The sequence below is a fragment of the Massilia sp. S19_KUP03_FR1 genome (assembly GCF_036688685.1).
Classification (GTDB): domain Bacteria; phylum Pseudomonadota; class Gammaproteobacteria; order Burkholderiales; family Burkholderiaceae_D; genus JALYUM01.
The window spans coordinates 344,159-367,959 of sequence record NZ_JAQQPS010000002.1; the positions used below are offsets into that span (position 1 = coordinate 344,159).

25 protein-coding genes are annotated in these 23,801 nt (G+C 64.2%); 18 read left to right on the top strand and 7 right to left on the bottom strand.

The features are described 5' to 3' along the window. From sdhA to V6M87_RS03290, 5 genes are all read left to right on the top strand, one after another. Complete coding sequence (gene sdhA / locus V6M87_RS03270) at nt 1-1,779, top strand: succinate dehydrogenase flavoprotein subunit (protein WP_332848292.1); 1,779 nt, start codon at nt 1-3, stop codon at nt 1,777-1,779. 14 nt (nt 1,780-1,793) lie between these two features. Beyond that, on the top strand, nt 1,794-2,504 hold the full coding sequence (locus tag V6M87_RS03275; protein ID WP_332848293.1) for a succinate dehydrogenase iron-sulfur subunit: 711 nt from the start codon (nt 1,794-1,796) through the stop codon (nt 2,502-2,504). 271 nt (nt 2,505-2,775) lie between these two features. Next, entirely contained in the window at nt 2,776-3,048 is a 273-nt protein-coding gene (locus V6M87_RS03280) for an FAD assembly factor SdhE (RefSeq protein ID WP_332848328.1), read from the top strand. A 55-nt stretch (nt 3,049-3,103) separates the two neighbouring features. Beyond that, on the top strand, nt 3,104-4,405 hold the full coding sequence (locus V6M87_RS03285) for a citrate synthase (protein WP_332848294.1): 1,302 nt from the start codon (nt 3,104-3,106) through the stop codon (nt 4,403-4,405). A 171-nt stretch (nt 4,406-4,576) separates the two neighbouring features. Continuing rightward, the gene (locus tag V6M87_RS03290; protein WP_332848295.1) at nt 4,577-4,792 is read left to right on the top strand and encodes a hypothetical protein; all 216 of its coding nucleotides are present in this window, start codon (nt 4,577-4,579) and stop codon (nt 4,790-4,792) included. Nucleotides 4,793-4,862: 70 nt separating this feature from the next. Here the strand turns inward: V6M87_RS03290 and V6M87_RS03295 are convergent, their stop codons facing one another. Both V6M87_RS03295 and V6M87_RS03300 read right to left on the bottom strand, forming a co-directional pair. After that, a complete protein-coding gene (locus tag V6M87_RS03295; RefSeq protein WP_332848296.1) occupies nt 4,863-5,111 on the bottom strand; it encodes a DUF3297 family protein in 249 nt (82 codons plus the stop codon). Between the two features lie 53 nt (nt 5,112-5,164). Further along, nucleotides 5,165-5,509 carry a hypothetical protein gene (locus V6M87_RS03300; RefSeq protein WP_332848297.1) on the bottom strand — a complete coding sequence of 115 codons (345 nt, stop codon included), beginning with the start codon at nt 5,507-5,509 and terminating at the stop codon, nt 5,165-5,167. A gap of 125 nt (nt 5,510-5,634) precedes the next feature. Here V6M87_RS03300 and V6M87_RS03305 point away from each other — a divergent pair, with 125 nt between their 5' ends. The 4 genes from V6M87_RS03305 to V6M87_RS03320 all read left to right on the top strand — a co-directional run bounded on the left by V6M87_RS03305 (nt 5,635) and on the right by V6M87_RS03320 (nt 10,189). Next, on the top strand, nt 5,635-6,144 hold the full coding sequence (locus V6M87_RS03305; RefSeq protein WP_332848298.1) for a nuclear transport factor 2 family protein: 510 nt from the start codon (nt 5,635-5,637) through the stop codon (nt 6,142-6,144). A gap of 2 nt (nt 6,145-6,146) precedes the next feature. After that, nucleotides 6,147-7,040: a tRNA glutamyl-Q(34) synthetase GluQRS gene (gluQRS, locus tag V6M87_RS03310; protein WP_332848329.1), complete on the top strand. Its 894-nt coding sequence runs from the start codon at nt 6,147-6,149 to the stop codon at nt 7,038-7,040. A gap of 115 nt (nt 7,041-7,155) precedes the next feature. After that, nucleotides 7,156-8,898: an ABC transporter permease gene (locus V6M87_RS03315; protein ID WP_332848299.1), complete on the top strand. Its 1,743-nt coding sequence runs from the start codon at nt 7,156-7,158 to the stop codon at nt 8,896-8,898. Nucleotide 8,899: 1 nt separating this feature from the next. Then, the gene (locus tag V6M87_RS03320) at nt 8,900-10,189 is read left to right on the top strand and encodes an ABC transporter ATP-binding protein (protein WP_332848300.1); all 1,290 of its coding nucleotides are present in this window, start codon (nt 8,900-8,902) and stop codon (nt 10,187-10,189) included. Between the two features lie 7 nt (nt 10,190-10,196). Here the strand turns inward: V6M87_RS03320 and V6M87_RS03325 are convergent, their stop codons facing one another. From V6M87_RS03325 to V6M87_RS03335, 3 genes are read right to left on the bottom strand one after another with little or no spacing between them, the layout of a single operon-like run. Then, nucleotides 10,197-10,478 carry a hypothetical protein gene (locus V6M87_RS03325; RefSeq protein ID WP_332848301.1) on the bottom strand — a complete coding sequence of 94 codons (282 nt, stop codon included), beginning with the start codon at nt 10,476-10,478 and terminating at the stop codon, nt 10,197-10,199. Further along, on the bottom strand, nt 10,472-11,110 hold the full coding sequence (locus V6M87_RS03330) for a DUF1109 domain-containing protein (RefSeq protein WP_332848302.1): 639 nt from the start codon (nt 11,108-11,110) through the stop codon (nt 10,472-10,474). Before V6M87_RS03330 ends, V6M87_RS03325 begins: the two co-directional genes overlap by 7 nt. After that, entirely contained in the window at nt 11,107-11,709 is a 603-nt protein-coding gene (locus V6M87_RS03335) for a sigma-70 family RNA polymerase sigma factor (protein ID WP_332848303.1), read from the bottom strand. The genes V6M87_RS03330 and V6M87_RS03335 overlap by 4 nt, the downstream gene beginning before the upstream one ends. 147 nt (nt 11,710-11,856) lie before the next feature. Here V6M87_RS03335 and V6M87_RS03340 point away from each other — a divergent pair, with 147 nt between their 5' ends. The 7 genes from V6M87_RS03340 (at nt 11,857) to V6M87_RS03370 (ending at nt 16,683) form a co-directional block, all read left to right on the top strand. After that, nucleotides 11,857-12,105 carry a hypothetical protein gene (locus V6M87_RS03340; RefSeq protein ID WP_332848304.1) on the top strand — a complete coding sequence of 83 codons (249 nt, stop codon included), beginning with the start codon at nt 11,857-11,859 and terminating at the stop codon, nt 12,103-12,105. Beyond that, a complete protein-coding gene (locus V6M87_RS03345) occupies nt 12,105-12,695 on the top strand; it encodes a cytochrome b/b6 domain-containing protein (RefSeq protein ID WP_332848305.1) in 591 nt (196 codons plus the stop codon). Before V6M87_RS03340 ends, V6M87_RS03345 begins: the two co-directional genes overlap by 1 nt. A gap of 17 nt (nt 12,696-12,712) precedes the next feature. Further along, nucleotides 12,713-13,486, top strand: a complete 774-nt coding sequence (locus tag V6M87_RS03350; RefSeq protein WP_332848306.1) for a molybdopterin-dependent oxidoreductase — start codon at nt 12,713-12,715, stop codon at nt 13,484-13,486. A gap of 68 nt (nt 13,487-13,554) precedes the next feature. Continuing rightward, nucleotides 13,555-13,803, top strand: a complete 249-nt coding sequence (locus tag V6M87_RS03355; RefSeq protein WP_332848307.1) for a pentapeptide MXKDX repeat protein — start codon at nt 13,555-13,557, stop codon at nt 13,801-13,803. Nucleotides 13,804-13,933: 130 nt separating this feature from the next. Then, nucleotides 13,934-14,614, top strand: coding sequence for a Fe2+-dependent dioxygenase (locus tag V6M87_RS03360; protein ID WP_332848308.1), 681 nt, complete (start codon nt 13,934-13,936; stop codon nt 14,612-14,614). A 99-nt stretch (nt 14,615-14,713) separates the two neighbouring features. Next, nucleotides 14,714-15,019 (top strand): hypothetical protein, encoded by a 306-nt coding sequence (locus V6M87_RS03365; protein ID WP_332848309.1) that lies wholly within the window; start codon nt 14,714-14,716, stop codon nt 15,017-15,019. Between the two features lie 185 nt (nt 15,020-15,204). Next, the gene (locus V6M87_RS03370; RefSeq protein ID WP_332848310.1) at nt 15,205-16,683 is read left to right on the top strand and encodes a SulP family inorganic anion transporter; all 1,479 of its coding nucleotides are present in this window, start codon (nt 15,205-15,207) and stop codon (nt 16,681-16,683) included. Between the two features lie 105 nt (nt 16,684-16,788). Here V6M87_RS03370 and V6M87_RS03375 read toward each other — a convergent pair whose 3' ends face one another. After that, nucleotides 16,789-19,128, bottom strand: coding sequence for a catecholate siderophore receptor Fiu (locus V6M87_RS03375; protein ID WP_332848311.1), 2,340 nt, complete (start codon nt 19,126-19,128; stop codon nt 16,789-16,791). Nucleotides 19,129-19,477: 349 nt separating this feature from the next. Here V6M87_RS03375 and V6M87_RS03380 point away from each other — a divergent pair, with 349 nt between their 5' ends. Then, the gene (locus V6M87_RS03380; RefSeq protein WP_332848312.1) at nt 19,478-22,837 is read left to right on the top strand and encodes a patatin-like phospholipase family protein; all 3,360 of its coding nucleotides are present in this window, start codon (nt 19,478-19,480) and stop codon (nt 22,835-22,837) included. Between the two features lie 10 nt (nt 22,838-22,847). Here V6M87_RS03380 and V6M87_RS03385 read toward each other — a convergent pair whose 3' ends face one another. After that, nucleotides 22,848-23,396: a GNAT family N-acetyltransferase gene (locus tag V6M87_RS03385; RefSeq protein WP_332848313.1), complete on the bottom strand. Its 549-nt coding sequence runs from the start codon at nt 23,394-23,396 to the stop codon at nt 22,848-22,850. A gap of 85 nt (nt 23,397-23,481) precedes the next feature. On the opposite strand from V6M87_RS03385, the gene V6M87_RS03390 reads away from it, so the two are divergent. Next, nucleotides 23,482-23,801, top strand: a 320-nt coding sequence (locus V6M87_RS03390; RefSeq protein ID WP_332848314.1) for a hypothetical protein, incomplete at its 3' end; no start/stop codon positions are given.

Below are 23,801 nucleotides of genomic sequence, written 5' to 3' on the forward strand. Positions count from 1 at the left end.
GTGGCAGCAATCAAAACTGCAATTCCTACCCGCCGCTTCGATGCGGTGATCATTGGCGCCGGCGGTTCCGGCATGCGTGCTTCGCTGCAACTGGCGGAAGCCGGCCTGAACGTGGCCGTGCTGTCGAAGGTCTTCCCGACCCGCTCGCACACCGTGGCAGCGCAGGGCGGCATCGGCGCGTCGCTCGGCAATATGTCCGAGGACGACTGGTACTGGCACATGTTCGACACCGTCAAGGGTGGCGACTACCTGGGTGACCAGGATGCGATCGAATTCATGTGCCGCGAAGCACCAAAGGTCGTCTACGAGCTGGAACACTTCGGCATGCCGTTCGACCGCAATCCGGATGGCACGATTTACCAGCGTCCATTCGGCGGCCACACCGCCAACTTCGGTGAAAAGCCAGTGCAGCGCGCCTGTGCCGCGGCCGACCGTACCGGCCACGCCTTGCTGCACACGCTGTACCAGCGCAACGTGCGCGCCCGTACCCACTTTTTTGTCGAGTGGATGGCCATCGACCTGATCCGTGATGCCGAAGGCGATATCGTCGGCGTCGTGGCGCTGGAAATGGAAACCGGCGAATGCATGATCCTGGAAGCGAAGACGACGATTCTCGCCACCGGTGGTGCCGGCCGTATCTTCGCCGCGTCGACCAATGCCTTCATTAACACCGGCGACGGCATGGGCATGGCGGCACGCGCCGGCCTGCCACTGCAAGACATGGAGTTCTGGCAATTCCACCCGACCGGCGTGGCCGGCGCGGGCGTGTTGATTACCGAAGGCGTGCGCGGCGAAGGCGGCATCCTGATCAATAGCCAGGGTGAGCGCTTCATGGAGCGCTATGCGCCAACCCTGAAAGATCTGGCCCCGCGCGACTTCGTGTCGCGTTCGATGGATCAGGAAATCAAGGAAGGCCGCGGCTGCGGCCCGAACAAGGACTACGTCATGCTCGACCTGCGCCATATCGGCGCCGACGTCATCCAGAAGCGTTTGCCTTCCATCCTGGAAATTGGCCACAAGTTCGCCAACGTCGATGCAACCAAGGAACCGATCCCGGTCGTGCCGACGATTCACTACCAGATGGGCGGTATTCCAACGAACATCCACGGCCAGGTGGTCTCGCCGAAAGACGGCAACCCGGTGGCAGTGGTCAATGGCCTGTACGCAATCGGCGAGTGCGCCTGCGTGTCGGTGCACGGCGCCAACCGCCTCGGTACCAACTCGCTGCTCGATTTGCTGGTGTTTGGCCGCGCCGCCGGCAACCACGTGGTTGCCTCGAAGCTGAAAGAGCGTTCGAACAAGCCGTTGCCAGCCGATGCCTCGGATTACGCCATGGGTCGCCTGAACAAGCTTGAAACGGCCACCGGCACGGAAAAAGTGCAGGGCGTCGCCAACGACATCCGCTCCACGATGCAGAAGTATTGCAGTGTGTTCCGCAGCGATGCACTGCTCACGCAGGGCGTCAAGGAAATCATGGTGCTCGACGAACGCCGCAAGCACGTTTCGTTCAAGGACAAGTCGAAGGTCTTCAATACGGCGCGCGTCGAAGCGCTGGAACTGGACAACCTGATCGAGACCGCCAAGGCAACCATCGTATCGGCCCAGGCCCGTAAAGAATCGCGCGGCGCCCACGCGCACGGCGATTTCGAAGCCCGCGACGATGCCAACTGGATGAAGCACACGCTGTGGTACTCCGAGAACAACCGTCTCGATTACAAGCCAGTGATCACCAAGCCTTTGACGGTCGACACCTTCAAGCCTAAAGCACGTACATTCTAAAGACAGGTCACACCATGACACGCACAGTACAACTCAAGATTTACCGTTACGATCCGGACAAGGATGCCAAGCCGTACATGCAGGACGTCACCGTCGAACTGCAGGACAGCGACAAGATGCTGCTCGACGCCATCCAGCGCATCAAGGCTGACGTCGATGACACGCTGAGCCTGCGCCGCTCGTGCCGCGAAGGCGTGTGCGGTTCGGACGCGATGAACATCAACGGCAAGAACGGTCTGGCCTGCACCACCAACCTGAACGAACTGACCCAGCCGATCGTGCTGCGTCCGCTGCCAGGCTTGCCGGTCATCCGCGACCTGATCGTCGACATGACGCAGTTCTTCAAGCAGTACGATTCGATCAAGCCGTACCTGATCAACGATTCGATCCGCCCTGAAAAAGAGCGCCTGCAAACGCCAACCGAGCGCGAAGAGCTCGACGGCCTGTACGAGTGCATCCTGTGCGCTTGCTGCTCGACGTCGTGCCCGTCGTTCTGGTGGAATCCGGACAAATTCGTGGGGCCAGCCGGCCTGCTGCAAGCCTACCGTTTCATCGCCGACTCGCGCGACGAAGCCACCGCCCAGCGCCTCGATAACCTGGAAGACCCGTATCGTTTGTTCCGCTGCAAGTCGATCATGAACTGTGTGGATGTGTGCCCGAAGGGTCTCAATCCAAACAAGGCGATTGGCAAGATCAAGGAAATGCTGGTTCGACGCGCGATCTAAGTGGTGCAATCGTAAGTGTTATGGGTCCCCGCCTTCGCGGGGATGACGTTTCGAAGCCGCTAGCCTCAAAACTGTCATCCCTCGCACTGCTCGGAATGACTTCCCGCGCAGGCGGGAACCTATATCACCTCAACTTTTGGCCGCAATAGAAGCAAAAAACAGCACGACCGTGCACTAAGTAGCTAAATAATAAATACAGTATTAGTACCGTACTGCCTGAATTTGGCAGACGGCGTATGATGTTGACCCAACAACGGACTCTCGTGTGCTTATGCCGCAAAACGCGCATCAATCTGACCCTGCCAACCGCACGCGCTTGCGCTGGCGCGCCCGCCGGGGTTTGCTCGAAAACGACCTGATCCTCACGCGCTTCCTCGATGCGCATGAAGAAGATCTGACTGACGACGACGTCGATGCGCTGACGCGCTTGCTGGACCTGGCGGACAACCCGCTGCTGGATCTGGTGCTGGCCCGCACCGAGCCCGAAGGTGAGGTCGACCTGCCGCATGTACATGCCTTGCTGGCGCGCTTGCGGAAAGCGTAGAGCGAAACTCCGATTTCGTGTTTTTTTGAAGATTCACCTCCAAGAAGGAAGTGCCATGAATATTTCTGATACCAAAGCCACCCTGTCGTTCTCGGATGGCAGCGCGCCGATCGACATGCCGATTTACAAGGGCACCGTTGGCCCTGACGTCATCGACATCCGCAAATTGTACGGCGCGACTGGCAAATTCACTTACGATCCAGGTTTCATGTCGACTGCGGCGTGTAACTCGGCCATCACCTATATCGATGGCGACAAGGGCGAGCTGCTGTATCGCGGCTATCCGATCGAACAACTGGCGGTCAATTGCGACTTCCTGGAAACGTGCTACCTGCTGCTCAAAGGCGAGCTGCCAAACGCCGTCGACAAGCAGAAGTTCACCGAAACGGTCACCAAGCACACCATGGTGCACGACCAGATGCAATACTTCTTCCGCGGCTTCCGCCGTGACGCCCACCCGATGGCGGTGCTGGTCGGCACCGTCGGCGCACTGTCGTCGTTTTACCATGACTCGCTCGACATCAACGATCCGGAACAGCGCGATATCTCCGCCATCCGCCTGATCGCCAAGCTGCCGACCCTGGTCGCCATGGCGTACAAGTACAACGTCGGCCAGCCCTTCGTGTACCCGCGCAACGACCTGTCGTATGCCGCCAACTTCATGTACATGATGTTTGCCAACCCGTGCGAAGAATACAAAGTCAACGACGTGCTGGTGCGCGCCCTCGACCGTATCCTGACCCTGCACGCCGACCACGAGCAGAACGCATCGACCTCGACCGTCCGCCTGGCCGGTTCGTCGGGCGCCAACCCGTTCGCCTGTATCGCAGCCGGCATCGCCTGCCTGTGGGGCCCTGCCCACGGCGGCGCCAACGAAGCTGCACTGAATATGCTGAAAGAAATCGGCACCGTCGAGAACATCCCGGCCTTCATCGAGAAGGTCAAGGACAAGAACTCCGGCGTCAAGCTGATGGGCTTCGGTCACCGCGTGTACAAAAACTTCGACCCACGCGCCAAGCTGATGCGTGAAACCTGCCACGAAGTGCTGGAAGAGATGGGCCTGCAGGATGACCCGCTGTTCAAGCTGGCCATGGCCCTGGAAAAGATCGCACTCGAAGACGAATACTTCGTGTCGCGCAAACTCTACCCGAACGTCGACTTCTACTCTGGCATCGTCCAATCCGCACTGGGCATCCCGGTGTCGCTGTTCACCGGCATCTTCGCCATGGCCCGTACGGTCGGCTGGATCGCTCAGTGGAACGAAATGATCGCCGATCCTGAACAGAAAATCGGTCGTCCACGCCAGCTGTTCGTCGGTGAGACGAGCCGTGACGTGAAGCCGATCGAGCAGCGTTAATCATTGGCTTTTGCGGTAAACAGAAAGCGGACTTCGGTCCGCTTTTTATTTGTCGTGACAGTGCGCGAACCATTTACAGGTGAGCAGTGCATTGTAGAAGAGGCCACCATGCGAGTCCTCTCATCGTTTATATAATATACTTTCAATCAATATGTTAACGAGAGAGATGGTATGGCTAATCTGAACGCGGTCGCGTGGCGCCGGATCGGGCGTGTGTTTGGCGGAGTCCTGGTTTGCACCGCAATTATCAGCATTGGACACTGGCATCGCGTTGGCAGCCTCGACGCACACGATGTGGAAACCATGGGCGCGTTGTCGGTGGCGAGTATCGTTGTGGCGTATGCCGTCGAACGCGTGCGCCTGGTCAGGCGACGCAAGGCAGGCTAGGGAGAGCTGCACGGAAAAAAGCGGACCGCGGTCCGCTTTTTCATGCATGGCAGGATCGGAACCCTGCCGCCTATTTGTAAAACGCTTCGACCTTGCCCTTCAGTTTGATGAGCATCGAGCGGCCCTGGCGGTCGACGGTCTTGCCGGCGGCAACCTTGATCCAGCCTTCGGACAGGCAGTACTCTTCGACGTCGGTGCGTTCCTTGTCGTTGAACTTGATGCCGATCTCGTGTTCGAAGATGGCGGCCACGTGGTGCGGGCTGCGGGGATCGATCGACAGGCGGTCGGGAAGGGGCGGGAGTGGAGTGGTATCGGTCATGGGTCGCAATTATCCATGATTCCGCGCCGCGGCGCGAGTGTTGTGGAGCGGTGTCAGTTGCACCGGCCGCGCAAAGCCGCGAGCGCCAGGAAGGGGAGCGTCAGCACACCCCCAACGGCCAGCGGCCCGATGTTGGTCGGCTGGTGTTTCAATCCGTCCGGCCCCACGCAGGCGGGCACGCGGGCGTCGTCCATCGCGTCCGCCAGGCCCCGGTACGGCGCGGCGCTCAGCACAGTGACTTTGCCGCCCAGGGGCGGTGCCGGATCGCCGGCGACGGCCTGCCTGACGGCGGCGCGGATCACGCCAGGGTCGCGCAGGCGCGCGCTGAGCGTCGATGGGAGCGCCAGCGGATCGGCAGGGAGGGTGGCCAGGGTGGCCGCGAGCAGGGCTGAGAGCATGGAAGACCTTCCAATGATGAGTTGCAACTGTACCAAAACTTCCGCTTGTGCGGCCCTGTTGAATGAAAAGTAAATGTTGTTCCGTGTACAATGTTCCTACCCTTAGCCGAACCCCGAGAGTGCCCATGAAACCGCTGATTCAACGTTTTTTCCTCGGCTGCTTGCTGCTGGCCAGTTGCGCCGCCCAAGCCCAGGCACCGGCCGACCCCGATGCCGCGCTCAGGCAGCAAGTGAACGCCTTCGTGGACGGCTGGCATGAAGACGCCACCAATTCGCGGCCCGCTTTTTTCGACAAGATGGCGAAGGACGGTGTCTACATCGGCACCGACAAGACCGAACTGTGGAAGCGCGACGCCTTCAAGGTGTGGGCCAAAAAAGCGTTCGAACGGCCCACCGCGTGGGCATTCACGCCGATCCGCCGGAATGTGTACATGTCGCCGGATAAATCGGTGATCTGGTTCGACGAACTTCTTAAAACAAAGATGGGCATTTGCCAGGCCAGCGGCGTCATGCACAAGGTCGGCAACAGCTTCGAGATCGACCATTACCAGCTGTCGATCGCAGTGCCGAACGAAATCAGCAGCAAGGTGATTGGCACCATCGGCGACTACGAAGCGCCCCTCGGGGCAAAATAGGTCTGCCGGCGATGGCATACATCGGCCGCTTTGCCCCGTCCCCCAGCGGCCCGCTGCATGCCGGTTCGCTGGTGGCGGCCGTGGCCAGCTACCTCGACGCACGCGCCCACCAGGGCACCTGGCTGATTCGTATCGAAGACATTGACGAAGTACGCACGGCGCCCGGCGCGGCGCAGGACATCATCGCCACGCTGCGCGCGTTCGGCATGGAAGCGGACGGCGAGATTGTCTGGCAAAGCCGGCGCAAGGAACTTTACCAGGCCGCCTTCGACCGGCTCGCTGCCCACGCCTACCCGTGCGGCTGCAACCGGCGCGAAATTGCCGATTCGCGCCTTGGCCTGGCCGCCGACGGCGCCGCGCTGTATCCGGGCGTCTGTCGCGACGGCGTGCCGCCCGGCCGCCCGGCGCGCAGCCTGCGCGTGCGCGTGCCCGAACCCGGGCAAGACCTGATCGTCTTCACCGACCGCCTGAGCGGCGAAATGCGCCAGCAGCTGGCCGCCGAATCGGGCGACTTCGTGCTGCGCCGCGCCGACGGCTACTGGGCGTATCAACTGGCGGTGGTGGTCGACGATGCGTTGCAAGGCATCACGGACGTCGTGCGCGGCGCCGATTTGCTCGATTCGACGCCGCGCCAGGTGTATTTGCAGCATCTGCTTGGCTACCCGACGCCGCGCTATCTGCACGTGCCGGTGCTGCGCAGCGCGACGGGCGAAAAACTCTCCAAGCAGACCGGTGCGCTGTCGATCGCGCCCGGCAACGCCGTCGCTGCCGTGGAAGCGCTGCTGGTCGCCGCCCACTTTCTCGGCCTGCCAATGCAGCGCGCCCAGTCGGTCGACGCATTCTGGAAGGCCGCCATCGACGACTGGGCCGAGTTGCTGGACCTGCGCGGTGTCTGACGCTACCACCGCCCGCATGCAAACAGGTTGACGCACGGCTGAGCGGCCACTTACACTTGCGCCAATTTCGCGCGCCATGCTTGCCGCGATTCTGGCCAGGCGCAAGGAAATCAGGATGTTCGAGTCGTTTACCAGCCGCCAGCCGGCCAATACACGTGCCATGTGGGGCATTTACCGCAATGCCAACCGCTGGGATTGGCTGTTGCTGCCGCTGGTGCTGTGCCTCATCGCCGCCGCCGCGTACGGCGCCATGCAAATGACGCGTCCCTTCGTGCTGGGTCAGGCCACGCCGATCTCGCTCGACATCGCCGAATTGCCGTACTACCTGCTGCGGACCATTCTGCGCATGTTCGCCGCGCTGGGTGCGTCGCTGATCTTCAGCTTCGTGTTCGCCGCCGTCGCATCGAAATACCGCGCCGCCGAAAAAGTCCTCATCCCGCTGCTCGACATCCTGCAGTCGGTGCCGATCCTCGGGTTCCAGGCGATTGCCATCGTGCCCTTCATTGCGCTGTTTCCCGGTACGCTGCTGGGCGTCGAGTGCGCCGCCATCTTCGCCATTTTCACGTCGCAGGCGTGGAATATGGCGTTCAGCCTGTACCAGTCAATGCGCACCGTGCCGGCCGAATTGTCGGAGGCGGCGCGCGTGTTCAAGCTGTCCGGCTGGCAGCGCTTCTGGCGCCTCGAGCTGCCGTTCGCCACGCCAGCGCTGCTGTGGAACATGATGATGTCGATGTCGGGCGGCTGGTTTTTCCTGGTCGCGGCCGAAGCCATCTCGGTGGCGGGGCAGGACATCAAGCTGCCTGGCATCGGCGCCTACATTGCCGTGGCCATCGACCAGGAAAACGGCAGCGCGGTGGCGTGGGCGATCGTCGCCATGTTCGCCGGCATCGTCATGTACGACCAGCTGTTTTTCCGCCCGCTGCTGGCCTGGGCCGACAAATTCCGCTTCGAAGAATCGCAGGGCGAGACGGCCCAGCGCTCCTGGCTGCTCGACTGGGGCCGCCGCAGCAATGTGATGCGGCGCCTCGCCGAGCGCTTCTGGTCCGCCATGCGCGCCACCCTCGGCTGGTTCGGCACCACGCCGCACGCCGCGCCCGCGCGCCCACCCGGCGCCTTCCAGCGTGCCTTGCCGCGCATCGGCAACCTGATCTTCACCGCGCTGGTCCTGTACGCCACCCTGCGCCTGGTGCTGTACGTGCACAGCGCGGTCGGCTGGCAGGAAGCCGGCCACGTCGTCGTGCTGGGCCTGGCAACACTCGCGCGCGTGATGGTCTTGATTGCGCTGGCCTCGCTGTTGTGGGTGCCGGTGGCTGTGTGGATTGGCCTGCGTCCGCGCTACGCCCAACGGGTGCAGGCGCTGGCGCAATTCCTGGCGGCGTTTCCAGTCAACCTGATGTTCCCGGTAGTGGTGTTCCTGATGGTGCGCTATCAGTTGAATCCGAATATCTGGCTCAGTCCCCTGATGGTGTTCGGCACCCAGTGGTACATCCTGTTCAACGTGGTGGCGGGCGCCTCGACCATTCCGACCGAATTGCGCCTGGCGGCCGACAACCTGGGCCTGACTGGCTGGCTGAAATGGAAGCGGGTGTACCTGCCGGCGATTTTTCCGGCCTACGTCACCGGGGCGATTACCGCCAGCGGCGGCTCGTGGAACGCCAGCATCGTGGCCGAATACGTCACCTGGGGCAAAACCACCCTGGCCGCGCAAGGCCTGGGCAGCTACATCAAGCAGATGACCGACGCCGGCGATTTTCATCGCATTGCGCTGGGCATCGGCATCATGTGCATCTTCGTCATGCTGCTGAACCGTTTTTTCTGGCGCAAGCTGTACCTGCTGGCCGACAACCGAGGATTTTAAGATGGCATCACTGATTGCACTGGCCGCGGTCGGCAAATCGTTCACCGGCGCCGACGGCACCCCGCGCCGCATTCTCGACGGCGTCAATTTCAATTTGCGCGAAGGCGAAATTGTCGCGCTGCTGGGCAAATCGGGCTCCGGCAAATCGACGCTGTTGCGCATCATCGCCGGCCTGGTGCCGCTTGATGCCGGCTCGGCCACCTACAACGGCAATCCGATCGCCGGACCGGCGGCCGGCGTGGCCATGGTGTTCCAGTCGTTTGCCCTGTTTCCGTGGCTGACCGTGCAGCAGAACGTGGAGCTGGGCCTGGAAGCGCAGGGCGTGGCGCCGAAAGAACGCGAACGGCGCGCCGACGCCATGCTGGAACTGATCGGCCTGTCCGGCTTCGGCGGCGCGCTGCCGCGCGAGCTGTCGGGCGGCATGCGCCAGCGGGTGGGCATTGCGCGCGCGCTGGTGATCAACCCGGACGTGCTGCTGATGGACGAAGCCTTTTCCGCGCTCGACGTGCTGACCGGCGAGACGCTCAGGAACGACATCCTGGAACTGTGGGACGGCAAGCAGATCCCCACGCGCGGCATCGTGGTGGTGTCGCACAATATCGAGGAAGCGGTGATGATGGCCGACCGCATCATCATCCTGTCGAGCGACCCCGGACGCATCGTCAGCGAAGTGGCGATCGACCTGCCGCGCCCGCGCACCGGCGACGGCGCGCGCGTGCGCGCGCTGATCGATGAAGTATATGGCCTGATGACGATGCGCAAAGTGCCGGCGGTGACGACGGCATTGCCCGACTACGCGCTGCCCGACACTGACGTCAGCCGCATCGAGGCGGTGCTGGAACTGGTCGCGCAGCCACCGTTCGGCGGCCGCGCCGATTTGCCGCATCTGGCCGAAGAAACCGAGCTGTCCGACGAAGAACTGTTCCCGACACTGGAAGCACTGACCATGCTCGGCCTGGCCCAGGTGGCCGACGCCGACATTACCTTGACCGCACTGGGCGTGCAGTATGCCGGCGCCGACCAGGCCGCGCGCCAGGATCTGTTCGGGCGCCAGGTGCTGGCGAATATCCCGCTGGTGGCGCGCATCCGCGCCGCGCTGGTGGCTAGCGACAGCGGCGCGCTGTCCGAATACCCGTTCATCGAATTGCTGGAAGAGGGCATGGAGGACGACCGCGCCCGGCGCACCTTGCAGATCGCCGTCGAGTGGGGCCGTTATGGCGAGCTGTACGAGTACGATTTCCGCGGCAAGCGCCTGACGTTGCCGGAGGTGGACGGCGCTGACCTGCATTGACCGCGCGCTACGCGTAGACGTCGATCACGCCGCCGCTGGTGCTGCCTATTCGGGCCGCATCCGGCACCGCGGCAGGCGCCGGCGGTGCCTGGATCTGCTGCTTCAAGGCCGAAATTTTTTCCTGGATGGCGGCAATCGTCGCCTTGCCTTCGCGCGTGCTGGCCGACGCGCAATTGACGTTGTCCGACAGCTGATGCTGCAGGCGCTGCAGCTGCGCCCGGCCATCGGCCGGCGCAGCGCCATATGCCCGCACGGCGCCGGCGCCGACGCCTGAAACGGCGCTTACCATGCCAGCACCCTCGGGCCGAGCAGGGTGCCGATGGCGGTGGGCACCAGCATGCCGAGTACGTACCAGGTGCCGACGAACGCGGGCGACATCTCCGGGCAATGCAGGCAGTAGACCAGCGCGCCGGCCGCACCCGCCGCCAGGCCCGCCGCGGCGCCGGCCAGGCGCAGCCGCGTCGGCGCCATCTGGCGCATCGTCCACAGACTGGCCGCCAGCAGCGGCGCCGACAGCATGGCAATCAGGACCGGACAGGCGCGCCAGGTGCTGCCCCAGAACAGCGCCGCGCGCTGGTCCGGCGCCGCCTGGGCCAGCATCACGGCGGCGGCCAGCCATAGCACCAGCAGTGGCGCCGCCAGCCACCAGGGCAGGGCGGCGGTAGGCGCACCCGGACGGGCCAGCGCGCTGGCGGCGTGCCAGGCAGCCGCGCTCATGGCCAGCGCGAAGCCGACCTTCAGCCAGAACGCCGGCCAGGCGATGGCGTCGCCCAGTTGCGGCAAGGTGCGCAGCATCGCCTGCATCAGCGCGATGCTGGCCAGCAGGCCCGCCACCAGGACGATGGGCACGGTCGCCGTACGTGCCGGCGCTGCGACATCTTCGCCGCGCGCCAGCATCGCAATCAATTCTTCGGTCTTCATGTCATGCTCCTTATCTTGCCTGCCAGCGCTTTCAGGCCGCGGTGCACGGCGGTTTTCACGCTGTCCTCCGAGATTTTTAATGCCTGCGCCGTTTCGCGCACCGACCAGCCATCGAGCTTGGTATGCACGATGGCCGCCTGCTGCTGCGCCGGCAACAGCGCCAGCAGCGCGGCCAGGTCGCGCGCCGCTTCCTGCGCAGCCTGGGTACCCGCACCGTCCGCACTGGCGAACAGTGCATCGTTGTCGTCGTACTCCTCGTGCAGCGCCCCGCGCCGGCCGTGGCGCCGCAGCCAGTCGATCAGCTTGTATTTCGCGATCGCCTGGATCCATGCCGTCACCGGCAGCGCTGCATTCCACGTATGGCGCTGGTTATGCAGCGCCAGCAGGCACTCCTGCAAAATATCCTCCACTTCATCCGGCCACTGACGCATGCGCCGGCGCAGGAAGTTGCGCAGGTGCGGCGCAAGCGCGTCCAGCAGGGCGTGGTAAGCCGCCGCATCGCCCGCCATGGCGGCCACCATCAGCCCGTGCAAACGCTGTTCGGTGGCGCGCAGCAAGGCACTCACTGGTATTCGTTGGTCGGGGTCGTTTGGTGACATGGGACGTCAAAAATAAATTTTTATGCAGGGCTGTCACCAAAGCGGTGGGGCCGGCGAATTACCGAACACTACCCGATAAAACCTGGTGCGACCATGGATACAAGAACCTTTTTATTACGAATGCCATTGCTGCTTTTGGCGATGTCGATGGCACACGCGCAGCCGGCCTGCAGCGTGAAAAGCGGCGTGCGCACGGCCGCCCTCATCGAGCTGTACACCAGCGAAGGCTGTTCCAGCTGCCCGCCGGCCCTGCACGTGACGTACTGGGATCACATCGGCTGGCGCGAGTTGCGCGGCTGGTCCACCGACCTGGCCGATACCATCGGCGCCGTCAACGACCGTACGGCGCCGGTGACGATCACACCGACCAGCGCACCGTCGGCGCGCGGACTGTGATGGCGTCATCCACCATCCACGCGCTGTGGCTGCGCATCACCCACTGGATCAATGCCGTGGCCGTGGTGCTGATGACCGCCAGCGGCTGGCGCATCTACAACGCGGCGCCGTTCTGGCCGTTCACCATCCCGGCCGACGCCACGCTGGGCGGCTGGCTGGGCGGCGCGTTGCAGTGGCATTTCGCGGCCATGTGGCTGCTGGTGGTCAACGGCGTCGTCTATCTGGCCATGAACGTGCTGACGGGCCGCTTGCGGCGCCAGTTCTGGCCGGTGACGCCGCGCCAGTTCCTGCACGACCTGGGGGCCGCCCTGCGCGGCAGGCTGGCGCACGCCGATCCACGCCACTACAACGCGGTGCAGCGCGTGGCCTATCTGTTCGTCATGCTCGACATCGTGCTGCTGGTACTGACCGGGCTGGTGCTGTGGAAGTCGGTCCAGTTCCCGCTGCTGCGTGAACTGTTCGGCGGCTACGAGCTGGCGCGCCGCCTGCACTTCCTCGCCATGGCGGCGCTGCTGGGGTTTGTCGCCATTCACCTCGTCATGGTCGCACTGGTGCCGCGCACCTTGCTGGCCATGCTGCGCGGCCGTTGACCGGAAAGTTTATCGTCATGAAAATCAAGACCCATCTCACCGACCCAGCTGGCCAGGCCACTTTGGCCGACGCCTTGCGCCGCGTGCCCGATCCGGCCCGGCGCGGCTTCCTGCAGCGCACCGTCACGCTGGGCGGACTGGCGCTGCTGAGCGGCTGTTCGCTGTCGGACGACAGCGCCGTCGAGCAGGCCCTGAACGCCATGTCGCGCCTGAACGACCGTGCCCAGGGATTGTTGTTCGACCCGACCCGGCTGGCGCCAACCTATCCCGACTCGATGATCACGCGCCCGTTCCCGTTCAATGCCTACTATGGCGAGGACGAAGTGCGCGCGGTTGACGGCGCCGCCTGGCGGCTTGAACTAAGCGGGCTGGTGGCGCGCCGCAAGCCCTGGACGCTGGCGCAATTGCGCGCGTTGCGCCAGGAAAGCCAGGTCACGCGCCATATCTGCGTGGAGGGCTGGAGCGCGATCGGCAAATGGGGCGGGGTGCCGTTCGCCCATTTCCTCGACCTGATCGGGGCCGACCGCCACGCCCGCTACGTCGGCTTTCGCTGCGCCGACGACTATTTCACCAGCATCGACATGGCCACCGCGCGCCATCCGCAAACCATCATGGCGCTGACCTACGACGGCCAGCCTTTGCCGCCGCGTTACGGCTTTCCAATGAAGCTGCGCATGCCGACCAAGCTCGGCTACAAGAATCCCAAGCACATCCAGGCGATCTTCGTCACGAATACCTATCCCGGCGGTTACTGGGAAAACCAGGGGTATAACTGGTTCGGCGGCAGTTGAGTCCGGGCCGGTACAGCACCGCGTTGTACAGTCATTTCACCCACCACATCATCAATCGAGGACACACCATGAAAACCATCACCACCATGTTTGCTGCCGCCATGCTCTTCGCCTCCGCTGCCCAGGCCCAGGACGCCATGTCGAAAGACGCCATGGCAAAACCGGCCATGGAAAAAGACGCCATGGCCAAGCCGATGGCCAAGGACAAGATGGCCAAGGATGACAAGGCCATGAAAAAGGATGCAATGAAGAAGGACGCCATGAAAAAAGACGCGATGAAAAAGGATGCCATGCCGATGGATGCGATGCACGAATAAGCCAGCGCTGAATGCGGTTGCAATAAACGCAGGATACCTCGATAATGCGAATCGTTCTCATCTGAGATGAGGAATGGCTCCCCGGCTTAGGGTCTGGGAGCCTTTTGTTTTCCGATGCGAGGAGCCACACATGATGTTGCATATCCCGGCGGTCTTGACGCGCGACCAGGTCGCCACCATGCGCGCCCGACTCGCCGCCGCCGACTGGGTCGACGGCCGTGACAGCGTCGGCGCCCAGGGCGCGCTGGTCAAGCGCAACCGCCAGTTGCCGGAGGCGTCCAGCGTGGCCGTGGAACTGGGGCAGGCGGTCAGCGCCGCGCTGGCAAGCAACCCGCTGTTCTTCGCCGCGGTGCTGCCGCTGCGCATCCTGGCGCCGTACTTCAACAGTTACGCGGGTGGCGAGCATTACGGCCTGCACATCGACGGCGCCGTGCGCCAGCAGCGCGGCGGCTTGCCGCCGCTGCGCGCCGATGTCTCGACCACCGTGTTCCTGTCCGACCCGGACGAGTACGACGGCGGCGAACTGGTCGTGGTGGACGCCTACGGCACCCACGAGGTGAAACTGGCGGCCGGCGACGCGATCGTCTACCCCTCCGGCAGCCTGCACCGGGTCGAACCGGTCACGCGCGGGGAGCGGGTATGTTCATTTTTATGGACCCAGAGCATGGTGCGCGACGATACCCGCCGCGCCATGCTGTACGAACTCGATATCCACATCCAGGCACTGCGCCAGGCGCATGGCGATACGGCACCGATCGTCGGTTTGACCGGGCACTACCACAACCTGTTGCGCCAGTGGGCCGAGGTGTGATCGTCGCAGAAACGCTTGCACCCCATCGCGTTCTGGTCTATTCTAATCGAGAATAATTCTCATTTAGATTAAGCTGAACTTTACCTCCAGGAGCGCACGATGAATCCAGCGATGACGACCACGGCGGGCACCCGCGATACCCTGTTGATTTCTTCCGTCCTGCACCTGATGTCGCATTACTGCACCGCCGACAAGGAAGCCCAGTGCGTGAAGCTGGCCTCGTCGATCGAGCGCCACCTGGCGGCGCTGGCGCGCTGCGGCGATCTCGATCCGGTCGTGCGCGCCACCTGTGAAGGCCTGGTGGCCAACTGGCGCGACGTGGTCGACGCCGGTGTCACCGACACCGCCGGCCGGCGCTCGTTCGTGGCGCGCCTGCTCCACGTCGACGGTTTCCGCAACAAATAAGCCCGGCGCCGGCTGCGAGGCCGGCTTTTACACGCTTCTGTATAATCGCTGCGCAGCCAAGCACGTCCGCGCCTGCCAGTTGATGCCCGTTTCCTTCTCGCTGTTCCAGTGACAACGATGCACGCCGCCAACGGCGCTTGCCTGCGCGCGCGCCCGCGCAAGCCATCCCTTGTCCAGCCTGTCCCATGTTCTCACCGACTTTTCGCGCCGCCTGGTTCGCGCAGCCACAACAAAATGCCCTGGCCGGCCTGACCACCGCCTTTGCCCTCGTCCCCGAATGCATTGCCTTCGCGCTGGTCGCGCACCTTAATCCATTGATGGGTTTGTACGGCGCCTTCATCATCTGCGCGATGACCGCCATGTTCGGCGGGCGGCCCGGCATGATTTCCGGCGCGGCCGGCTCAATGGCGGTGGTGATCGTCGCGCTGGTGGTGCAGCACGGCGTCGATTACCTGCTGGCCACCGTGGTCCTGTCCGGCATCTTCATGACGGTGTTCGGCCTGTTGCGACTGGGTAAATTGATTCGCATGGTGCCGCACCCGGTCATGCTCGGTTTCGTGAACGGCCTGGCGATCGTCATTGCGCTGGCCCAGCTGGCGCATTTCCGCCAGTCGCCGGGACAGTGGCTGCAGGGGAGCGCATTGTGGTTGATGGCGGGCCTGGTGGCACTGACCATGGCGGTCGTCTACCTGCTGCCGCGTGTCACCAAAAGCGTGCCGCCGGCGCTGGTCGCCATTGTCGGCGTCGGTCTCGCCAGTTATTACCTGCAGCTGCCGACGCGCACGCTGGGCGACCTGGCGCAGATCGCCGGCGGCCTGCCGGCCTGGCACTGGCCGAGCGTGCCGATGACCATGGAAACGCTGCACATCATTCTGCCGTACGCGGCGCTGATCGCGCTGGTGGGTTTACTGGAAACGCTGCTGACCTTTAACCTCACCGACGAGTTGACGCAAACGCGCGGCGCGCCCAACCGCGAATGCGTGGCGCTGGGGGCGGCAAACATCGTCTCCGGCTGTTTTGGCGGCATGGGAGGCTGCGCGATGATCGGCCAGACCATGATCAACTTGAGTTCCGGCGGCCGCTCGCGCCTGTCGGGCCTGGTCAGCGGCGTGATGATCCTGCTGTTTATTTTGTTCTTGGCGCCGCTGATCGAAAAGATTCCGCTCGCTGCCCTGGTGGGCGTGATGTTCGTGGTCGCACTCGAGACCTTCGCATGGGGTTCGCTGCGCGTGCTGGGCAAGGTGCCGCGCCACGATGCGCTGGTGATCGTCGCCGTCACCGTGATTACCGTGTTCACCGACCTGGCCATGGCGGTGCTGTGCGGGATTGTGATTGCCGCGCTCAATTTCGCCTGGCAGCATGCGCGCGAGATGCGAGCGGACATCGACGACAGCGTGGCCGGCCAGCGCACCTATTCGCCGCACGGCACGCTGTTCTTTGCCTCGAGCGCGCGCTTCCTGGAGCTGTTTCAGCCGGCTAGCGACCCGGCCCGCATCGAACTCGATTGCCGCCATCTGCACATGGCCGACCATTCGGCGATTGCCGCGATGGAGACGCTGTACCAGCGTTATGAGGAGGCCGGCAAGCACTTGCACGTACTGCACGTCTCGGCGCGCAACCAGGCGCTCCTGACGCGCGCCGGGGTCGATGCAGGCGCTGTCTGACGGGCAAAAAAAAGCCCCTCCGAAGAGGGGCGCGGCAAATGTAGCGGGGAGCCACACACCTGAACCGCCGGGGCGCCCGCCCCGGCAGCAGAAGACATCGATTGCTTAAAAGCGCCAGTTCGCGGTCAGGCTGGCCGAGCGCGGGGTGCCCGGGGTGTAGCGGTAACCGCTCTTGTTGATCGCTGCCACGTATTCCTTGTCGCCCAGGTTGTAGACGTTCAGACGCAGGTCGATGTTTTTGGCGACCGGGTACGAGGCCATGGCATCGAACACCCAGTAGGAATTCACGTAGGCCGGGGTGCCGACAGCGCCGTCGGTGCCGCGCAGCAGGCGGTCGTTGAAGCGCGCGCCGCCGCCGATTTGCAGGCCGATTGGCAGGGTGTACGAAGTCCACGCGGTGAACGATTGCTTCGGCGTGTAGGTCAGGGCGTTTTCACCGATTGCGCTGATGACGCGGCCATTTTCAACCTTGGTGTTCATGCGGCTGTAACCTGCGCTGACCAGCCATTTGCGCACGATCTCGCCGGTGATGCCGATCTCCACGCCTTTGACGCTCTTCTTGCCGGTCTGCGAGTACACCAGCGAGACCGGATCCTGCTCCACTTCGTTCTTCACCGTGGTGTCGTACAGGGCGATGGAGATGCCCAGGCGCTGCTTGAGCAGGTCGATCTTGGCGCCGATTTCTTTGGTCAGCGTTTCCTGCGGATCGGCGTTGATGCTTTGCGCGCTGCTGGCAGTGTTCGCCAGCGTGTAGTTCGAGCCTGGCGGCTGCTTCGAGCTGGCGACCAGCGCATACACGCTGCTGTCCGGCGTCGGCTTGTACAGGGCTGACAGCTTGCCGTTGACCAGATTGTCATCCAGCGCCAGCCTGGTGCGCACGCTGGCAGCGGCGGGCGCGGTCGCCGTCGCAGCCGTCGGTGCGGAGGTCCCGTCGTATTTGACCTTGTAATGGTCGACCCGTACGCCGCCGTTGATGATCCACTTCTCGCCGAGCTTGACCGTGTCAAACGCGTACACGCTGGCCGTCTCGAGGGTGCCGTCGTTGGTGGCGCCGCTCGGCTTCGGGTTGATCGAGGTCTGCAGGGAATTGTGCACCGGGTTGTACAAGTTGGCCGGCGACAGCGTGCCGAACGTGCCGGTGACGTAGCCAACGGTGCTCTGTTCTTCCCGCGTCAATTCCAGGCCGCTGACGACCGTGTGCTTGATCCAGCCGCTGCCGAGATTGCTGACCAGGTTGGTCTGGTTGGTCATGATCCGGTTTTCCTGGTCCTTGATGGTGCGCGTGGTGCGCGCCAGGGTCCAGGTCGACGGATCGGCGACGTTCGGCAAGGCCAGGTTGGCGCCGGTGCTCATAAAGGCGGACAGGACGTAATCCTGCTTGGTGCGCCCGTAGCGGGTGGTATTGGTCAGTTTGTTGCTGGCGCTGAAATCGTGTTCGACGATGACGGTGGCCATGTCGGCCTTGACGCGGTCGTAATCGCTCACGTCGCCGTAGAAATTGTCCGGGTTGACGCGCGGGGCCGCGTTCAGGGCCCGGATCACGTCGGCGCGCAGGGGTTCCTTCACGGTACTCGGCGCCGTGTAGCCAGGCAGGCCGATGGTCGGCACGCCGCCGTCGGGCAGGTTGTCCTGTTTCACGTGCAGCAGGTTGACGAACACGCGGGTCGGGCCGTTCAGGCCGAAGGCCAGGCTCGGCGCAATGGCCCAGCGCTTGTTCTTGACTTCGTCGCGGCCGGGCACGCCGCTGTCCTGCACCACGGCGTTCAGGCGCAGCGCGGTGCCGCGCTCGGCGTCGAGGACCGTGTTGTAGTCGCCGCTAACGCGTTTTTGCGAGGCGCTGCCGCCGGTCACGGAAACCGCGCCCGCGTCCTGCAGGGAAGGGCGCTTCGAGACCAGGTTGATCGAGCCGGTCGGCGCGCTGCGGCCGGTGTCGGTGCCGGCCGGACCTTTCAGTACATCGATCTGTTCGATGTTGAACACATCCCGCGAGATCGAGCCGACGTCGCGCACGCCGTCGACGAACAGGCTGGCCGAGGTGTCAAAGCCGCGCATGTAGATGGCGTCGCCGGTGTTCGTGCTGCCGTTTTCGCCGAGGAAGAATGCGCCCACGCCTGGCGTGTTGCGCAGCGCATCGGTCAGCGTCAGCGCGCCTTGCTGCTCGATCAGTTCTTTTTTGATGACCTGGATGGTCTGGGCCGTGTCCACCAGCTTTTCGGTGTACTTCGACGAGGCCGCCTTGTCGGCCTTGAAGTCGTTGGCATTCGTGCCGACGATGACGACCTTCGAGACGGGCTCGTCGGCCGCGATGTTTGCCGGCGCTGCCGGCGCGTCTGGCGCGGCGTGCGCATAGCCGGAGGCCAGCGGCAGCAACATCGCGGCAATGGCGGCGCTCATCTGTGGGTTGAAACGGTTGGCTGCGTGTTTGCGGCTCTTGATATGCGACATGGTTTCCTCATCCCTAAAAAGTAGGAGAAGTGTAACCACTTTTCTGTTGCATGTAAATGCGAATCGTTCTCAGTTGCGTTATCTTTATTTGGGATGTTGCATCGTTTGTGCACCTGCAACAACGTTGAGGTCGCTCAGGTTCATGAAAAATTTTCAAGTGTATTTGTTGGCAAGTAACAAATTGTTGTGTTTTTTGCACATTTACTGCAGATTGAAAAAAACGATTGGTCAAACCCCATCCGTGCGCGCTACCGTCAATACGGGTCTGCATCCGGCTGCATCCAGCTGGAACCGGTCCCGGCGTGCGACGGCGCTATCTCCGTCGCCTTGCTGTGTTGAAGAGGCGGTCATGACCATTTCTTTTTCAGAAGGCGACACCGGCGTTGCGGTGGCGGACCTGCAGCGCAAGCTCGCCAGCCTCGATGTGCGCCACATGCCTGAACTGGCCGCCCTGAAGAAGCTGCGTTGCGCCAATCCCGACAACGGGGCCACCCCGTGCGGCGCGTACGGCGTCGAAACTGTGGCCGCGGTGAATGCGTTCAAGCGCCGCTACGGGCTGGGGCCGGAAGACGGCATGTGCGACGCCGCCACCTGGAACGAACTGAACCTGCAGGCCGGCAGCGTGTTTTCCGAGGTCTGGCAATACGAACTCGATGCGCTGGACGGCGGCCCCTTCCCGGACACCGTGGCCCCGGCCAGCGAAGACCTGGCGCAGCGCGCGCATGCGCACCAGCTGGCCGGACTGGCCTTCTCCGGCGGCGGCATCCGTAGCGCCACGTTCAACCTCGGCATCCTGCAGGCGCTGGCCGAACTGCGCCTGCTGGGCAAATTCGACTATCTCTCCACCGTGTCCGGCGGCGGCTACATCGGCGCCTGGTTTTCGCGCTGGCTCGAGCGCGAGAAGGGCGATATCGGCAAGCTTGAAAAGGCCCTCACCCCTGGCGCGCCCGGCGCGCCACATGCCGAAGCGGACGAGGTCAAATTCCTGCGCCAATACACCAATTACCTCACGCCGCGCACCGGCTTCTTCAGTGCCGACACGTGGGCGCTGCTGGCCACCTACGTGCGCAACACCACGCTCAACCTGGCGATCCTGGTGGCCTTGCTCACGGCGGTGATGGTCCTGCCGCGCCTGCTGGTTAGCCTGATCGCGCAGGTGCCCCCCGGCATTCCCGGCCGCTCGACGCCGTGGCCGTTTGCGGCCGTCGCCATCCTGTGCGTGCTGTGGTCGGTGGGCATGATTGCCGCGAACATCGCCAGCCGGCCCGTTCCCGATGAAACCCATGCGCTGTTTCGCCAGACCCAGGCCAGCGTCATCCTGTTCATCGTGCTGCCGCTGATGGTGGCCGGCTGCGCCGGCAGCGTGGCGCTGTGGGACCTGCGCGACACCATCAGCGACGGCGTGCACGCGCTGGTCGACAATCCCGGCCTCGGCAATGCCTTGCTGCCCTGGATCCTCGGCACCGGGCTGGCGTATTTTGGCGCCTGGGCCCTGGGCTGGGGCGGCGCCCAGATCCACAACGCACGCCTGCACCAGGCCGGCGCCGCTGCCGCGCCGGCGAGCAGCGTGGCGCCGCAGCGCGCGGCGCTGGTGCGCGCAGTGCTGTCCGATGGCATCGGCCACCTGCTGTGCGCGCTCATCGCGCTGGGGCTGGGGACGCTCGCCGTGCTGGCCACGACAACCTGGCTGAACGGGATGCTGGACCAGGGCGACGCCGCCCCCGACATGACGGTGCTGGTGGTGGCGTTCGGCATGCCGATTCTGCTCAGCATCTTCGGCTTCACGATGGTGTTGTGCGTCGGGCTGGTGGGGCGGCGTTACAGCGACAAAAGCCGCGAATGGTGGAGCCGCCAGAGCGGCTGGACCACGATCATCGTCAGCGGCTGGGTGGCGCTGGTCGCGGTCACCCTGTACGTGCCGGGCGTGCTGTCCTGGATGAACGCGCAGCTGTTCGGGCCGTGGCTGTCGGCGCTGCTGGCCAGCGGCTGGATCGCGACCACCGCCGCCGGCCTGCTGGTGGGAAACAGCAAGGCCACCGGCGCCAGCATGGCCAATGCCGGCCTGCCCGCGCCGGCCAATGCGCGCCTTGAATGGCTGGCGCGACTGGCGCCGGCGGTGTTTTCAGTGGGCGCAGTGTGCCTGCTGGCCACAGCGCTGCACCACATTCTGCGCGCGCTCTCGAGCATGCCGGCCGCGCCGGTGAACGCGCGTTCGCACTTCGGCGCGGTGCTGGCGCAGTACGACATGCAAACACTGGCCTCGACCTGGCAGATGCTGGTGGTGGTGGGCCTGTGCTTGCTGGGCGCCGGCATGCTGCTGGCGTGGCGCGTCGATGTCAACAAGTTCTCGCTGCACATGATGTACCGCAACCGGCTGGTGCGTGCCTACCTGGGCGCCAGCAATATCGAGCGGGCGCCGCATCCCTTCACCGGCTTCGATCCGGGCGACGACCTGCAGCTGGAGAAGCTGCTCAAAAAGAACGATGACCCCGGCGCGGCGCCGGCCCTGCAGCGGCCGTATCACATCATCAACACCACGCTGAACCTGGTCAATGGCAGGGAGCTGGCCTGGCAATCGCGCAAGGCGGCGGGCTTTGCGTTCACGCCGGCTTTTTGCGGCTTTGAATTGCCGCGTATGGCCAACCCCGGCGGCGCGGCGCTGGCGCAGGAATCGCAGCGCGGCTGCTTCCGTGCGATCAAGCTGTACACCGCGCCGCCGCGCGGCACCATGGAAGAAGAGGCGGGCGTGCAACTGGGTATGGCGATGGCGGTGTCGGGCGCGGCCGCCAGTCCCAGCATGGGGTTTCACTCGTCGCCGCCGCTGGCATTCCTGATGACGCTGTTTAATGTGCGGCTGGGGCGCTGGTTCGCCAATCCCACCCGGCCCGTAAAACGCCGTGCGCATAAAGGATTGACCGCGCCGAAAACGCCAACAACGCCGAAAACGCCGACCACGTCGCCGCGGCTGGGCATCCGCTACTTGCTGCGCGAACTGTTCGGCCTGACCGATGCCAGTTCGCCGTTCCTGTACCTGTCCGATGGCGGCCACTTCGAAAACCTCGGCGTGTACGAACTGGTGCGGCGGCGCTGTCGCCTGATCGTGGTGGTCGACGCCGGCGCCGACGGGCAATTCGATTTTTCCGACCTGGGCAATGCGATCCGCAAATGCGCGACCGACCTGTCTGTCGATGTCGAAATCGACGTTGGCAAAATCGACCTGCTCAAGGGCAGCGATTTCAGCGAGGCGCATTGCGTCACCGGCCGCATCCGCTACGACAAGATCGACCGCGACGGCGTGATCGGCACACTCCTCTACATCAAGCCTTCGCTGCGCGGCAAGGAGTTCGCCGACATCCTCAACTACCGCAAGATCAACAAGACCTTCCCGCACCAGTCGACGCTCGACCAGTGGTTCGACGAGACCCAGTTCGAAACCTACCGCTCGCTCGGCTACAACATCGGCAAGATTGTCATGGAGCGCGCGCTGGCGGTCAGCAACGCCAACCTGCAACAACAGGGCGGGCGCGCCATTGCATCGCTGTGCGCCGCCCTGCATGCCCTCTGGGACAGCGCACCGGCCGATGGCGCCGCGAATGCCGCGCAGCCCGACCGGCTGTACCTCGTTGGCGAGCGCCGCACTGGCGCCGAACGGCGGCGCGCACCCGACCCTGCCACGCCGGAACGGCGCCAGGCCAACCGGCGCGCCTGAACGCTGGCGCTCAGAGCGCGCGCTGCATCAGCGCCATCGGTGCGGCGACAGCGCCGTCTTGCAGCGTGAGGTCGAACCGTTCGACCAGCGCGAACCCGTGCGCCAGGTACAGCGGCACCCCGGGCATGGTGGCCACCAGTTCCAGCTGCCCGAAGCCGGCCGCCGCGGCGGCAGCGGCGCAATGGCGCATCAGCGCGCTGCCGTACCCGCGCCGCGCCATGGCCGGATCGACAAAGAACGCGCGGATTTTGGCCGGCTCGGTGGCCGGGTCGAGCAGGCGGTCCGGCGCGGTCTTCATTTTGTCGGCGCCGAATCTGGTCGAGCGCCGGCTCCAGCCGCCGCAGGCCGCCGTCACGCCGTCCACTTCCATCACAAAATACGTGCCGTCGGTGACCAGCTGGCTGTCGACGCCAAACACTTCGCGCGACAAGGCTGCGGTTTGGGCGGGGGAGTAGAAGCCCGTGCCGAGTCCGGCTGCGGAACGGGCAATCAAGGCTTCGAGGGCAGGGATGTCGGTCGGGGCGGCGGGGCGGATCGAGAAGGCGGACGTCGATGGCATGGAGGCGCAAGAAGGTGGTCAGGTGTTACTTACTTTATCAGAGCTGGCGCTACACTACGGGATTCTCCATTGCCCAGATCACTCCGTGCGCATTTCCATCGGCCAGCGCCTGTTCCTCTCCGTCCTGCTTGCCATCCTTGGCGTGGTGGCGACAGCCATCGTCCTGATGCGCCAGAACGTCACGCGCAGCGCCGGCGAATATGCACTCAATATCGAGCTCGAACGCCTCGACGAATTGTCACGCGCGCTGGCGACGCGCTACGCGCGCGCGGGCTGGGCATTCCTGCCGGCGAACGCACAGGCACGGCGCGGCTGGATCGCCGCCGAAATGGCGCGCCTCGACCAGGCCAGGGACGGCGCCGAAGCGCCGGTCGCGCCCCCGGCGGCCCCCGCACCGGTTGCGCC